Here is a 14,781-nt window from a genome sequence, read left to right as displayed (position 1 = left end):
GGTCCTTACTCCTTGATGTAGGGCTTGCCGTCGGCCGCTGGTGCCCTCGCGCGGCCCACTAGGCCAGCCACCACGATAATGGTCGCGATGTAGGGCGCCATGGCCAAGAACTCTGACGGAATCGGCGTGCCGAGCAGTGCCAGCTTCTGTTGCAGCGAGTCGGTGAAACCAAACACCAGAGCGGCCGCCAGAGCCCCAACCGGATGCCAGCGGCCAAAGATCATCGCGGCAAGCCCGATATAGCCACGACCGCCCGTCATGCCCTCATCGAACCGGCCAACAGAACCCAGCGTGAACCACGCGCCACCAAAGCCGGCCACCATGCCGGCGACCGTGACGTTGATGTAACGGGTACGGTAGACATTGATGCCGAGCGTATCGGCGGCACGCGGGTGCTCACCGACGGCGCGAGCACGCAACCCATGACGGGTGTAGAAGAGATAGTAGGTCGCCACAGCCACCATCACCAAAGCGCCGTAGACGAAAAGGTTCTGGTGAAACAGCACCGGCCCAATCAGCGGAATGTCGCCTAAAAGCGGAACCTTCCAACGCGCGAAAATCGGCGCGTTGTTGAGATGCTGATGCTCGGAAAAAACTTGGCTGCTGACATAAGAGGTCAGGCCTAGCACCAAGAGGTTGATGACGACGCCAGCGATGATCTGATCGACGCGATAAGTCACCACCAGCGCCGCCAGAATGAAGCCGAACAGCCCGCCCACGCCGACTGCGGCTACCAGCCCAAGCGGGCCGCCCAGAAGCGAGCCCATCAGCGCGCCGGTGAAGGCCCCGGCGAGCAGCATGCCTTCGATGGCAATGTTGACCACCGCCACCCGCTCTGAGAGCACGCCGGCCAGCCCGCCAAGCGCGATAGGCACCGCCGCGACCATGGTGGCTTGGAGCATGCCGACCATCGAGAAAGACTTGCCGGCCGTCGCCCAAACCAGGAACGCACAGACGAGCAGTGCCAGGCCGATCCCCAAAGCAAGATTGCTCCACTTGCCGCCACCGCGCAGAACTTCGCGCGCTCCGAGAAAGGCAAGAACCGCCGAAAGCAAATAGAGGACCGGCGCCGCTGGCACGGCAAGAGGCGGCAATTGCAGCGTGTCGCGCGGATGCGACAACCGGAAGACTGCCACGCCCTCGCTTCCAATCGCGAAAACACCAGCCACGAACAGCGCTATCCCAAGCAGGATGATGCCAGTCGTCCGCGACTGGCGGCGCGCTGGTGCGACCCGGGTGGCAGTTGGCGCCATCGTCATGGCTGTGAGGCCTTCTTTGTGCTGGCAAAGCCCCAAGGAAAGATCGCCCGGACGAGCAACGGCGCAGCGATGAACACAATGATCAACGCTTGGATGATCCCAATTAGGTCGATGCTCACCCCAGCATCCACCTGCATCTGCCGACCACCCGCTTCGAGCGCGCCAAACAGCAGGCCGGCGGCCAGAATTCCAAAGGGATGCGAGCGTCCAAGCAGCGCCACGGCAATGGCGTCGAACCCGATGCCGGCCGAAAAGCCGGGCGTCGCGCGACCCAACACACCGAGCGCTTGGTTGGCGCCACCGAGCCCTGCCAAAGCCCCAGCCAACGCCATTACCATCACGATGATGAGGCCGGAGCGCATACCGGCAAAACGGGCGGCGTCAGGATTCTCGCCACTTGCACGGAACTCGAAGCCCCAAGTGGTGCGAAACAGCAGCCAATAAACGAACCAGACCGCGGCAAAGGCCAGAAAAATTCCGGCATGCACCCGAAGATTCGGATCGATCCAGGCCAGCAGTCGCGGCAATTCTGCGGACACGGCGACGGACTGCGAAATTGGATCGGCTCGGCCTGGAAGTTGGACCCAGTCTAGGCGGAGCACATAATCCAGGAAGCGGTAGGAGATGAGGTTGAGCATGATCGTGGAGATCACCTCATGGGCGCCGGTCGCGACGCGCAGCCAACCGGCAATGGAGGCGTAAAGGCCGCCTGCAACGGCGCCAGCCAGCAGGGCCAACGGCAAATGGATGAAAAGGGGAAGGCCTGCGCCAAGAAATCCGACCAGGACCGCGGCTAAGCCGCCCATGAGCAGTTGGCCTTCAGCGCCAATGTTAAACAGGCCGGCGCGAAAGCCGATACCGAGGCCAAGCGCCGCCAGGATGAGGGGCGCCGCTGCCGTCAGCGTTTCGGAGATGGCGTTTAATGAGCCAACCGAGCCGACCAACAAAGCGATGTAGGAACGGCCGATCGTTGCCAGATCGACATCCGTGGCCAACATCACCAACGCGCCCAGCGCCAAGGCAACAATCACCGCGAAGATGGGAACGATCACCAGATCTTCCCATTCGGCACGCGCTGGAGCGGCGCGCTCCAACAAGTGCTGGCTGGCCGTTTTTGTCGGCGTCTTTTCAGGCGCTTTGGCAGGAATGTCGCTCACGCTGCCACCTCCGCGCCTGCACTGGCCGCGCCGCCAGCCATAGCCAGACCGATCTGCGTTCGGTCCGGTGGGCCAGCCGAGGCATCAAACTCGGCGACGATGCGGCCTTTGAACATCACCAGGATACGATCGGAAAGTCCGAGGATTTCGTCGAGCTCGGAGGACACAATTAGGACGCCGTCGCCCTCGTCACGCGCCGCTTTGATCCGCCGGTGGATATAGTCCACCGATCCCACATCCAGGCCGCGTGTTGGCTGGGCAGCGATGAGCAGTTTGGTATCGCGCGCCATCTCCCGTGCAACGATCAGACGTTGCTGATTACCGCCTGAGAGTGTCGCCGCCTTCTCGTGCACGCTCGGTGTGCGGATATCGAAGGTCACGGCAGCTTCGGCCGAGGCCTCGTAAACCGCCGGCCAATCCATATTCGGCCCGCTGGAGAACCGCTCATTGTAGTACGCATCCAGCACCATGTTTTCGGCGATGGTGAAATTGGGAACCAAGCCGTTGCGTTGCCGATCTTCTGGAATGTGGGCGATGCCCATTCGGTGCCGGTCGCGAGCCGAGGCGTTGGTGATGACCTTGCCGTCATAGCTGACCTGACCGGCATCGACCGCGCGTACGCCCCAAAGAGCCTCGACGAGCGCTGTCTGCCCGTTGCCCTGGACGCCAGCAATACCAACAATCTCGCCGCGTCGAACAACCATGTTCAAGTCCGTTACGGCCCGGCCGCCATCATCATGGGAAACGTAAAGTTCGTTGACCTCAAGTAATGGAGCACCGGGCTCAGCCGGTTCTTTGCCAAGATCGAAGTCCAACGGGTGTCCCACCATCATTTGAGCGAGATCAGATTCGGTCAGGGATTTCGGATCGCCCTCGCCCGTGATCCGTCCACGTCGAATGACGCTGATCCGGTCAGAAATCTCCAGGAGCTCATGGAGCTTGTGGGTGATCAAAATGATCGCTTTGCCTGCGTCGCGTAGGGTGCGCACAATGGCGAAGAATTCGTCCACTTCCTGAGGCGTGAGGACGGCGGTTGGCTCATCAAGGATGAGCACATTCGCCTGCCGAAACAGCACTTTGATGATCTCAACGCGCTGCTGAATCCCGACGGGCAGATTTTCGATCAGCGCATCCGGCTCGACTTCCAGCCCATACTGCGCGCTGATGCTCGCCAACTGCTCGCGCGCCTTGTCGATATCGAGCCGATCGAGCTTGCCGACCGGTTCGACGCCGAGCACCACGTTTTCTGCCACCGTGAACACTGGAATGAGCATGAAATGCTGATGAACCATGCCGATACCAGCGCGGATCGCATCGCCCGGGCCCTTGAATGTGACCGGCTCGCCGTCCAGGAGGATGGAGCCCGATGTCGGCGAGTAGAGCCCGCAGAGCACATTCATCAGCGTGGATTTGCCGGCACCATTTTCACCCAATAGCCCGAGCACCTCGCCGCCGCGCACGCTAAGACTGACATTCTCATTGGCCACGACAGCGCCGAAGCGCTTGGTGATGCCGCGCAGTTCAACATCCATCGCGCTGCCCTCAATTGCCGACCATCAAATCCCCGGAGATGATCTGGCTTTGCAGGCTTTCGAGCTGCGTTTTCAGCGTCTGCGGAACCAGCGCGTCCATGTCGTGGAACGGTGCCAGCGCAACACCGCCATTGTCGAGCGTGCCAAGCAAAACGCCGCCCTCAAAATCGCCGCGCATGGCCATCTCGATCACTTCGAACGCGGTCGCGTCCATGCGCTTGGTGACCGACGTCAAATAGACGTGCCCGTTCTGCGCGTCGGTAACGTAGAGGTCGGCATCGACCCCGATGATTTTGAGCAGATCGGGGCCAAGTTCATTGGCAAGCGCTGCGGACCCCAGACCAACCGGCCCGGCCACCGGCAAGACGATATCGGCACCTTCGTCATAAAGGTTCTGCGCGAAGGCACGGCCATCATCGAGCGAGTCAAAATTATTGGTGAAGAGCCCCTGACGTGTCTCCGGGTCCCAACCGAGCAAGGTCACCGAGGTCCCGTTGGTGGCGTTGTAATGGTCAATGCCCCACGCAAAACCGTCCATGAAAATGGTCACCGGAGGAATGTTGATACCGCCAAACGTACCGACCACGCCGGTCTCGGTCATGCCGGCCGCCAGATAGCCAGCCAGGAAAGCCGCCTGATCTGTGGCATAGACTTGGCCGAGCACATTGGGGATGGTCGGGTCGTAGGCGAAATCCACGATCGAGAACATCTGATCGGGATTGGCCTCGGCGGCCGTTTGCGTGGCTTCACCAAGCAAAAAACCGACCGTGATGATCAGGTCGCAATCGCCATCGAGAAGGGAATTGAGATTGGCGTCGTAATCGGTCTCCGCCTGGCTCTCCAAGAAGCGTGCAGTGATGCCCAACTGATCGCGCGCATCCTGCACACCCTGCCATGCGGTTTGGTTGAAACTGTTATCGTCAATGCCGCCTGTGTCCGTTACCTGGCAGACGGAAAAAGCACTTGCCGGGCTGGCTAGGCCAAAGCCGGCGAGAAGGGTTGCAATGAGCATCATCCGTTTCATGGCAGGTCTCCCAATCGTTCCTGTCACGGCCCGTTCGAGCCGCATCAATAAGCAAACACTAAGAGGCAAAGCGTCGGGACCGTTGACATTGCGCAACGCGATGCGCCGGCAAACAGCACGCAAAGCGACAGGCTGCGCTATTGACGAATGATGATCTGCGTGGCGCTGCGACCATGCTCCAGAACCAGGTCAAACAAGGTTCGCGCATGGTCAGGGTGCAACCGCACGCAGCCGTGCGAGGCTGGCTGACCGAGGTTGCCGATCTCGGTCGTACCGTGGATGGCATAACCGCCGTGGAAGAAGATTGAATGCGGCATCGGTGCATTGTCGTAGATCGTCGAATACCACATGCGCTCAAGGCGGACCGGGCGGTAGGTGCCAACCGGCGTGCAGTAACCCGCCCGTGCCGTGGAAACGGACCAAGTGTGCGCGATTCGCGCGTTCTCGCGCACCACCATCTCCTGATCGGAAAGATCGATGGTGACCGACAATGAAGCGGCGAACGCCAGTGCTGCACTCATCACCAGGAGGCAGAACGCGAGAAGCGCCTGTTCGATCCATCGCCCAATGCCTGTCCGTCGGATCATTTGGACCCATCCGTCGCCGCGTCGCCATCATCCTCGATGCCAGGCAGGAGCTGCTCATCAGCCGATGGTGCAGCAGGCTTTGGCAGAAGGCCTTGGCAGTCGATGCGCCCCACAATCATCAGAGCGATCGCGCCAGCACCCAGCAACACCACTGCCAGATTGATCATCCAACCAAGGAACGGCACGAAATTGAGAACGGCCAACACCACCAACCCAACGGCCAGCAGCACAAGTTTCGCCGCGTTGGTGGGACCGTCGGCACCAAAGGCTCCACCCATACGCAAGGACAGCGTGTAGGTGCCGAGCAAATAGGCCGCGACCCAACTGACCACAATGAAAAGCAAGACTATTGGGACCAAGGGCGCGCCGATCAATGTCATCGCGCTAACCGGCACAAGACCAAACAGAAGGGCCATCGCCAGGAACCCCAACAGCAGGGCCAGGCCCGGCCTTGCCAAAGCCACGTGATGCCCCTCCTCGACGCGCCGCGGCAGGAAGGCGAGGAAGACGGCCGCCACAACCAACAGGAAGGCGAGCGTGATCACGAAGCCACCGATCACCGCCACCAGCGATGGCCAGAGCAGGTCTTTCGGGTCCTCCATCGCATCGCGCATTTGCTCAAAGCCATCAAAGCCCGAAAGCTCCACAAACCGCACCCGGTCAGCGGAAATGACCGACTCTGGAATGGCAATTTCCTCCGGCGCCGCATAAACCAGCGTGCCACCAATGCGCGCATCATCGCCAAACCTCAGGCTGCCGCCGCTGAGGTTCACATCGCCCGAAACAGGCGCATCAAGGGTGACACTGCCGCCGGTCGCCATCAGGCTGCCGGCAATGGGGCCATCGACCCGGACCGAGCCGGCCATCAGACGGGCGTTGCCTTCAACGCGGCTGTCATTGAGCAAACGGACAGAGAACCCAGACGCCGTCAGATCCTCGCCGATCCGGGCACCGATGCCGACACTTGCCCCGGCTACGTACAGGTCACCGCCGATCGATCCATCGATCGTGACGTCAAACCCAGCCGCATGCCCGTCGCCAGCGATCGTCCCGTCCAAAGATGCCGAGAATCCAGCTACGAAAGCATCGCGTGCCTGCGTCCCCGAGATAGAAGCATCGGCATCGGCCTCAAAAGCATCGCCGCCTACGATCTCTGCGCCTAGGCCTTGGAGCGGAACGAGAGCCGCAAGCAGCATGGCAATAAGGGTTGTCGGGATCGCGCGGATCATTGCTGGTCTCCTGCTTTGGGAGGCGGGAGAATGCCGCTTGGCACCGTAGAATGGTTGACAAAAGTCAGCCTGGAACATGGCTCCCGGCGCGTTGCCGAGGCTCGTACCCGCGATTCATTGACCAATATCAGTCGGACCTTTTCCTTCGATGAAAGACTCGCCTCCCAAAACCAATAAGAGGAGGAAACGATGTCTATTCGATTGGCCCTTGCTGCCGGCGCCGGTCTGGTTCTGATGATGGGAACCGCCATGGCCGATAGCCATGACTGCGCGCTCAGCTATGAAGTCTTTGAAGGCTCCGTGCCGCACACCGACATGGAAGAATGCCCTGCATCCCTCGAGGCTGGCGACGATGCCTTCTGCCGCGTGGCGGTTCTTGCTGAAGTTGCAACGGTGTTCGTGTTCTCGTTTGAGACGGGCTGCCTTATGCAGGCGCGCAACTATTTCGAAGATGAGTTCACGTTCGAGATTGACTAAGCACTGGCACGGACGGCGTGGCGGTTGAGCATGTCGATGACCGCCGCGTCGTCCACTTGACCAAAATCCAGATAGTGGGCGCCGACTGAGCCGAAGGACGTAGGCGCAGCCAGATAGACAAGCTCATCGCAGAGCGCTTCGAACTCGACCACGCTGCCCGACGGCAGAACCGGCACAGCCAAAACCAATCGCGCCGGATTGGCATGGCGCAAGGCTGCCAGCGCGGCTTTGACGCTGCAGCCGGTGGCGATCCCGTCATCGACCAGAATCACGGTTCTACCCGACGGATCGCTCAAGGTTCGCTGCCCGAGATACTCCGCGCGGCGATGAGCGATCTCATTGAGCTTCTGTTCCATTTGCTCACGCACATAGTCAGAGCTGAGCCGGAGCTGGCGCGTGATATGTCGGTTGAGAACAAGCTCAGGGTTCGCTCCATCGGCGACAGCCCCAATGGCCAATTCCGGTTGATCGGGCGCGCCGATCTTCTTGGCAAACATCGGCTCGAGCGGTGCATCCAACGCTTCGGCAATCTCAACCGCCACCGGAACACCACCGCGCGGCAACCCCAAGACGAGCGGCTGTGCGCTCTTCAGATGGATGAGCCTCGCGGCGAGCCGTCGCCCAGCTTCGGAACGGTTTTGAAGGGGAAGAATGGTCATGGCCGGATCCTACCGGGGACCAACTCAACACCGTTGACCCGCATCAACTCCGATGAGTCCTGCTGGGCTTTCGATGGCGGCGCAGTCAATCCTCAATCGGCGACGGCGAGCCTTTCGACCAAAAAGTCCATCTCGCTGGCAAAGGCATCACCTGACAGGCCGACGAAACGCTGTTCGACGCTGACCGTCACCAGGCCATGGACCGCAGCGAAACAAGTGCGCGTGCGTTCCTGGAGTTGTTCCGGCGAAAGGTCAGGATTCAAGGCGAGCAATGCTTCGCCAATGATCGACAGCAAGGCAATGTTCTCATCGCGATGCTCTTGCGGGATGGACCTCCCCTCCGGCAAACGATGGCCAAAAAGGGCTTCCCAAAGCGCCCGATTGTCCGAGGCAAAGGCAAAATAAGCGTGCGCAAGTGCCTTCAGACGCTCAAGCGGATCGGTTTTTTCCGCAACGGCGACGCCTATAACGGCCTTCAAACGCGCCAGCGTCACCGAGTTCACCCGCGTGATGATGTCGTCTAAGTCCTCATAATACTTGTAGACCGATCCCACCGAATAGCCCGAGCGTTTGGCGATCTCGCGTGCATGCAGGGCGTCGATGCCGCGTTCCTCGACGCAGGTGACAGCGGCTTCCAATAGTTTGCGTGCAGCCTCTTCGCGTTTGGCCTTTTGAACGCCCGCCATGAACTAAAAATCCCTCCGCCTAATTAAAAATGAACTCAGTTCACTTTTTTCTTGACGGTGCCTGAGCACTGTGGTTTTGTCAAATGGTGAACAATGTTCATTTTTTGGAGAAGCCCCATGCTGAAACTGCTGAACACTCTATCTAAGGCGCTGGTATCGAACGCGACTGAACGGGCCGAAGAACGTCACGGCGTGGCGATCCTCGGCCAACAGGTGCGAGAAGCGGCCGCTTCGGTCCGTGCGGCACAAAAGGCCGCCGCCCTGGTGAAAGCTCAGAATGAGCAAGAAAAACAGCGCGCTACAAAAGTTGCCGCAATGATCGACGACCTAGAAACCCGCGCTGGTGCGGCACTCGACAAAGGCGAGGAGGATCTGGCCCGAGAGGCGGCAGAAGCCATCGCGGTTCTCGAAGACGAACGAACTGCTTCAATTAAGGCGCAAGCCGTCTTTGGCGAAGAAATCGCCCGGCTGACGGTTGCTGTGCGCCGTGCCCAAGCCCGCTTGCGCGAACTTCATCGAGGCCAACGCGTCGTCACCGCCCGTGACCAAGTGCGCAAAGTTGGCAACCGCGTTTCTGTCACCGGCCAAGGCGCATTGACCGACGCCGAAGAGACGTTGGCCAAGATCGAAAGCCGCCAGGAGGAGGTCGATCTTGCCGATGCCGCCTACGCGCAGATGACCGTCAGCGACTCCCCTGCCGACATTGTCGATCGCTTGGCCGGCGCTGGTTGCGGCCCGTCCACAACAACATCAGCCGATGACGTTCTGGCGCGCCTCAAAGCCCGCGCCGGCACGGCATCGCCCACCCAGAACGACGCCGCCTAACCGCGCAAAAAAGGAGACAGATCATGAGCGAACAAGCCACCACCCACTCCCGCTATTGGACGATGTTCACGGCGGCCAGCTTCGGCATCGCCGCCACCATGATGGCCCTTGGCATCTACAATCTTCAGGCGAGCTTCTCGGCCAAAGGTTTCTACGCCATGGCCGCGATCATGCTGGTCCACTCTGCGCTCACGCTCAGCAAAACGCTGCGCGATGCTGACGAAGCCAAGAAGCTTCACTACCGCCTGGAGGACGCCAAGACCGAGAAGTTGCTTCTCGATACCTCTGCTTCCGACACCCTCTGACACCGACCCAGCCTGCCGGTCTCCCGAGAGCGGCAGGTCCCCTCGTCAATCGCAGACACGATGGAGCGAACCATGTCTCAGTCACTGATGAAATCCCGGCGGTTTGCACCGCTTTTCTGGACGCAGTTCCTGTCTGCGTTCAACGACAATTTTTTGAAAAATGCGCTGGTCCTGCTGATCCTTTTCCAGGTGTCCGGCGCCAACTCTCCGACCGCCGGTTCTGGCGTACTAGTCACGCTAGCAGGGGCGGTTTTCATCGCACCCTTTCTGTTTCTTTCCGCGCTTGGCGGCCAAATCGCCGACCGCAACGACAAGTCCAATATCGCACGTCGCCTAAAACTTGCCGAGATCGGCGCAGCGGGATTGGCAGTGGCCGGCATGGCGCTTCAATCCTTGCCCGTTCTGTTCGCCGCGCTGTTCGCCTTCGGCGTTGTCTCGGCGCTGTTCAGCCCGATCAAGTTCGGCATTTTGCCCGATCACCTGGAAGCCAGCGAACTGCCCAAAGCCAATGCCTGGGTGGAATCGGGCACCTTTCTGGCCATCCTTGGCGGCACAATCGGCGCTGGCTTCCTATTTGCCACCGGCGCGCCGGTCGCGCTGTTCGGCCCCGTCATGATCAGCCTGGCCGTAGTTTGCTATCTCGCATCGCGCGCTATTCCGGCGACAAAGGCCGGTGCGCCCGACCTGGCCATCAACCCGAATATCTTTGCCTCCACCTGGAGCATTCTTGCTGGGCTGCGCGCTGATCCCCGCCTTTGGCGCACGGCCCTGTTCAACGCCTGGTTCTGGTTTGTTGGCGCGACAGTGCTCTCAGTCATGCCGATCATCGTGAAAGACGTGTTGGTCGGCAACGAGATGGCCGTCACCTATTTCCTCACCGTTTTTGCTGTCGCTGTTGGGCTTGGCTCGGCAGTCGCCGCCTGGCTCTGTGCCGGACGCGTGGTTTTGCTGCCTGCCGTCATCGGCACGGTACTGATGGGCCTCTTCTGCCTTGACTTGTTTCTCGTGCTCGGCGCCTTGGACATGACTGCTGCGCCCAGCCTTACCACCTTCCTGGCTCAGCCGGAGGTGATCCGCGTCAGTGCATCAATGGCCGGTCTTGCCTTCTCCGGCGCGCTTTTAGTGGTCCCGGCCTTCAGTGCCCTACAAACATGGGCGAAGGCTGAACGCCGCGCTCGCACCGTTGCTGGCGCCAACGCCTTGTCCGCCGGATTCATGACAATTGGCGGTCTGGTACTGGCTGGATCGCTCGCCGCAGGTTTTTCCGCAGTCGAGGTCCTGGCCGGGTTGGCTGCACTCAATGCTGCAGCAGCCGTGCTGATGCTGAAGTTCCTGCCCACCAACCCGCTACGCGATCTGGTTTCGATCATCTATCGGGCCGTGTTCCGCCTGAGAGTCGAAGGCGCGGAAAATCTGGAAAAGGCCGGCGAAGCTCCAATCCTGGCGCTCAACCATACCAGTTTCCTCGATGCCGGCTTGGCCTTGACGCTGACGGAGAAGGCGCCGACTTTTGCGATCGACACGCGCATTGCCAAGGCCTGGTGGGTACGCCCGTTTCTAAAGCTTGCCACCGCTCTGCCGCTCGACCCCACCAACCCGCTGGCCATGCGTTCGTTGATCAACGTGGTGAAGTCCGGAGAGCCAATGGCCATTTTCCCGGAGGGTCGCCTCACGGTGACCGGTGGCCTGATGAAGGTCTATGATGGGGCCGCGATGGTGGCCGACAAGACCGGCGCAAAGATTGTCCCCATCCGCATCGATGGCCTGCAGAAAACTCACTTCACCCGCTTGTCGGACGCGCAAGTGCGTAAAAGCTGGTTTCCCAAGGTCAAGGTCACCATCATGGAGCCGCAAGAGCTCGCGCTTGACCCAGACCTGAAAGGCCGTGCGCGCCGCAGTGAGGCTGGATCCAAGCTCTACGCCATAATGTCCGACCTGATGTTCACCACCAGCTTGGACAAAGGCTCGACAGTGCTTGATCGTGTCATCGCGGCCGGCAAGGAGCATGGCATGCGCACGCTTGCCAGCGAAGACCCAGTGACTGGCCCGATGAGCTACGGCAAGCTGCTCACCGGCACCGCTGTGCTCGCCCGCAAGCTGGCAGTGCTGACCGAAGGCGAGAAAACACTAGGCGTTATGCTGCCCACCGCCAACGGTTCTGTGGTGACAACGCTGGCCGTCATGTCGGCAGGCAAGGTGCCAGCCATGATGAACTTCACGGCCGGAACAACCAACATCCTGTCGGCCTGCCAAGCCGCAGAGGTGAAGACCATTCTCTCCTCACGGGCTTTTGTCGCACAGGCCAAACTGGAAGCCGTCGTCGCAGACTTGGAAGGTCATGTCCGCTTCCTCTGGTTGGACGAGTTGCGCCAGACGATCAGCCTGGCTGACAAGCTGAAGGGTCTGCTGACCCGCACGCGTCCGCTCGTGCCGGGCAACAGCCACGACACCGGCGTCATCCTGTTCACATCAGGGTCCGAAGGCGCGCCCAAAGGCGTCGTGCTGACGCATCGCAATATCCTCGCCAACGCGACGCAAGCGGCAGCCAGCATTGACTTTAACCCGACCGACAAGGTGTTCAACGTGCTGCCGGTGTTCCATTCCTTCGGCCTGACGGCGGGCACCATCCTGCCGCTGATCTCCGGCGTGCCGACCTACCTCTACCCCTCGCCGCTGCACTATCGGGTGATCCCGGAACTGATCTACAGCTCCAACGCGACGATCCTGTTTGGTACAGACACCTTCTTGAACGGTTATGCGCGTGTCGCTCACGGGTATGACTTCCGCTCGGTGCGTTACTGTTTTGCAGGTGCTGAGCCGGTTCGGGCCTCCACGCGTGCGCTCTACATGGAGAAGTTCGGCGTGCGCGTGCTGGAAGGCTATGGCGTGACAGAGACCGCGCCGGTCATCGCGATCAACACGCCGATGCACAACAAGCCGGGCACGGTTGGCCGGTTGATGCCGGGCATGCAGGCTTACTTGGAGCCCGTGCCAGGTGTAGACGATGGCGGTCGCCTGATGATCGCAGGTCCCAATGTGATGGCCGGGTATGTGAAGGCCGATCAGCCCGGTGTCCTGCAGCCGCTCGTCGATGGCTGGCACGACACGGGCGACATTGTGAGCATGGACAGCCAAGGGTTCATCACCATCAAGGGTCGCGCCAAGAGGTTCGCCAAGATCGGCGGCGAGATGGTGTCATTGGCCGCTGTTGAGGGCTTGGCAGCTGATGTCTGGTCGGGTGAACTTTCAGCCGCCGCAACCGTCAGCGATCCGCGCAAGGGCGAACGCATCTTGCTCTTCACCGAGGCCGAGGGTGCTGATCGCGCAGCGTTCAACGCTTTTGCAAAGGCAAACGGCGCGCAGGATCTGATGGTACCCGCCGAAGTCCATGTCGTCGATACGATCCCCGTCCTCGGGTCCGGCAAGGTGGACTTCGCCAAAGTGGCCGAGGTTGCGCGGGCCTACACGCAGCCGGTCGCGGCCTAACTCGTCGTAAACAGGGTGCTGTGGCGTGCCAGCGTGCGCCACAGCCCTCACACGGAGCGCCAGCTTCGCCAGCCGCGCCAGAGTGCAACGGTCAAACCGATCAGCAAGAACGCTGCCGCAATCGGCTCGGTGGCAAAAATCGCCCAACCATTGCGCGACAGCAACAGGCTTTGCCGAAGCGCCTCTTCCGCTCCTGGGGCTAGAATGAAAGCGATGATGAACGCTGCCGGCGGAAAGCCGAGCTTGCGCATCGCATAGCCAAGCACTCCGGCGCCAAGCATCACCTGCACGTCCCAAAAACTTAGGCGACCGGTGTAGGCAGCAATCAGCGTCACCATGAAGATGACCGTGTAGACGAAACTTGCCGGGATTCTTGCGATCAGTCGGCCAATCGCCGGCCCAAAGAACCAACCGATCAGGCCATAGAGCAGAATGCCGATGAGGCCGGCGGCAAACAGTCCATAAATCAAATCGCTGGCGGCCACGAAAAGTGTCGGCCCAATGGGGATACCGTGGATGAGAAACACGCCCATCAGAATTGCCGCCACCGTCGTGCCTGGAACGCCAAGGGTCAGCAACGGAATCATCGATGGCCCTGAAACAGCGTTGTTGGCGGCTTCCGGCGCGGCGACACCCGCCAATTTGCCGGTGCCCCATTCATCGCCATCTTTGGCGCGGCGCTTCTCCTCGCCATAGGCGACGAACGCGGCCACCGACGACCCAAGGCCCGGCATGATGCCAATGACGGCGCCGTAGAGCGAAGACCGGGTGATGACACCCCAAAGAGGGCGAACATCCGACCAGGCAAGGCGGCTGCCCTCGGCACTGGCCGGTTCGATCACACGCGCCGCCTGGCCGGTGAGACGGGCCTCGGCCTGAACCATCAGCTCCGAAATCACAAAGACGCCGATGAGAAGCGGAACAAGCGTGAAACCGTTTTCCAATTGCAGAACTCCGAAGGTCCAGCGCGCTTGGCCTGTGATTGGATCCAGTCCAACCAAGGCCACAGCAATACCGAGCACGGTGGCGAGCAAGCCCTTAAGCACCGATGTGCCAACGACCGATCCAATGACCAGAAAGGCCATCATATAGACCGCGAAATACTCCGGCGGGCCGAATTTGGCCGTCTGACTGGCCACAAAAGCGGCGCCCAAGATCAATATGAAATCGCCAATCAAGTCGCCGCTGACGCTAGCAACAGTGGCCATACGCAACGCCCGTACGCTTTCTCCGCGTTTGGCCAGCGGATGCCCATCCGCCATCGTTGCAACCGAGGCGGTCGTACCAGGTGTGTTGAACAGGATCGCCGAAACCGATCCGCCATAACGCCCCGATTTGCCGATGACATAGAGAAAGGCCAGCGCCGCCAGCGGATCGAGATAGAAGGTCAGGGGCACCAGCATCGCGATCGCCGCCGCCGCCGTCAGGCCTGGAAGCGCACCGATCACCACGCCGACAAAGGCTGCCAAAAAGACAAACGCCAAGGCCGTCGGGTTGGCGAACAAGGTCGCGAAGCCGTTCACAATGTCCATGAGCTAGGAGCTTTCTTCTGGCA

General features: G+C 60.7%; 13 protein-coding genes. 4 read left to right on the top strand and 9 right to left on the bottom strand.

Features of this window, described 5'->3' with window-relative positions:
• Positions 1-5: 5 nt before the first annotated feature.
• From JJ917_01575 to JJ917_01550, 6 genes are all read right to left on the bottom strand, one after another.
• Entirely contained in the window at positions 6-1,259 is a 1,254-nt protein-coding gene (locus tag JJ917_01575) for an ABC transporter permease (protein MBO6697499.1), read from the bottom strand.
• Positions 1,256-2,416 (bottom strand): ABC transporter permease, encoded by a 1,161-nt coding sequence (locus JJ917_01570; GenBank protein MBO6697498.1) that lies wholly within the window; start codon positions 2,414-2,416, stop codon positions 1,256-1,258. Before JJ917_01570 ends, JJ917_01575 begins: the two co-directional genes overlap by 4 nt.
• Entirely contained in the window at positions 2,413-3,948 is a 1,536-nt protein-coding gene (locus JJ917_01565) for an ABC transporter ATP-binding protein (protein MBO6697497.1), read from the bottom strand. Before JJ917_01565 ends, JJ917_01570 begins: the two co-directional genes overlap by 4 nt.
• A 10-nt stretch (positions 3,949-3,958) precedes the next feature.
• The gene (locus JJ917_01560) at positions 3,959-4,972 is read right to left on the bottom strand and encodes a BMP family ABC transporter substrate-binding protein (GenBank protein ID MBO6697496.1); all 1,014 of its coding nucleotides are present in this window, start codon (positions 4,970-4,972) and stop codon (positions 3,959-3,961) included.
• Positions 4,973-5,109: 137 nt separating this feature from the next.
• Positions 5,110-5,559, bottom strand: coding sequence for a L,D-transpeptidase (locus tag JJ917_01555; protein ID MBO6697495.1), 450 nt, complete (start codon positions 5,557-5,559; stop codon positions 5,110-5,112).
• On the bottom strand, positions 5,556-6,788 hold the full coding sequence (locus JJ917_01550; protein ID MBO6697494.1) for a hypothetical protein: 1,233 nt from the start codon (positions 6,786-6,788) through the stop codon (positions 5,556-5,558). Before JJ917_01550 ends, JJ917_01555 begins: the two co-directional genes overlap by 4 nt.
• Before the next feature lie 189 nt (positions 6,789-6,977).
• On the opposite strand from JJ917_01550, the gene JJ917_01545 reads away from it, so the two are divergent.
• Positions 6,978-7,265, top strand: coding sequence for a hypothetical protein (locus tag JJ917_01545; protein MBO6697493.1), 288 nt, complete (start codon positions 6,978-6,980; stop codon positions 7,263-7,265).
• On the opposite strand, the gene JJ917_01540 is transcribed toward JJ917_01545, so the two are convergent.
• Together JJ917_01540 and JJ917_01535 are read right to left on the bottom strand one after the other, a co-directional pair.
• Positions 7,262-7,924: a phosphoribosyltransferase gene (locus tag JJ917_01540; GenBank protein ID MBO6697492.1), complete on the bottom strand. Its 663-nt coding sequence runs from the start codon at positions 7,922-7,924 to the stop codon at positions 7,262-7,264. The two genes, JJ917_01545 and JJ917_01540, sit on opposite strands and share 4 nt — an antisense overlap.
• A gap of 92 nt (positions 7,925-8,016) precedes the next feature.
• Positions 8,017-8,610 carry a TetR/AcrR family transcriptional regulator gene (locus JJ917_01535; protein ID MBO6697491.1) on the bottom strand — a complete coding sequence of 198 codons (594 nt, stop codon included), beginning with the start codon at positions 8,608-8,610 and terminating at the stop codon, positions 8,017-8,019.
• Positions 8,611-8,727: 117 nt separating this feature from the next.
• On the opposite strand from JJ917_01535, the gene JJ917_01530 reads away from it, so the two are divergent.
• From JJ917_01530 to JJ917_01520, 3 genes are all read left to right on the top strand, one after another.
• On the top strand, positions 8,728-9,435 hold the full coding sequence (locus JJ917_01530; GenBank protein MBO6697490.1) for a PspA/IM30 family protein: 708 nt from the start codon (positions 8,728-8,730) through the stop codon (positions 9,433-9,435).
• Between the two features lie 23 nt (positions 9,436-9,458).
• Positions 9,459-9,740, top strand: coding sequence for a hypothetical protein (locus JJ917_01525; GenBank protein ID MBO6697489.1), 282 nt, complete (start codon positions 9,459-9,461; stop codon positions 9,738-9,740).
• Between the two features lie 72 nt (positions 9,741-9,812).
• Positions 9,813-13,226, top strand: coding sequence for an acyl-[ACP]--phospholipid O-acyltransferase (locus tag JJ917_01520; protein ID MBO6697488.1), 3,414 nt, complete (start codon positions 9,813-9,815; stop codon positions 13,224-13,226).
• Between the two features lie 47 nt (positions 13,227-13,273).
• Here the strand turns inward: JJ917_01520 and JJ917_01515 are convergent, their stop codons facing one another.
• Positions 13,274-14,758, bottom strand: a complete 1,485-nt coding sequence (locus JJ917_01515; GenBank protein MBO6697487.1) for a tripartite tricarboxylate transporter permease — start codon at positions 14,756-14,758, stop codon at positions 13,274-13,276.
• Positions 14,759-14,781 lie beyond the last annotated feature (23 nt).

It is taken from the genome of Hyphomicrobiales bacterium, from assembly GCA_017642935.1.
In the GTDB taxonomy this organism is placed as follows: Bacteria; Pseudomonadota; Alphaproteobacteria; order Rhizobiales; family MH13; genus MH13.
This window is presented reverse-complemented; position numbering and strand designations above follow the sequence as displayed.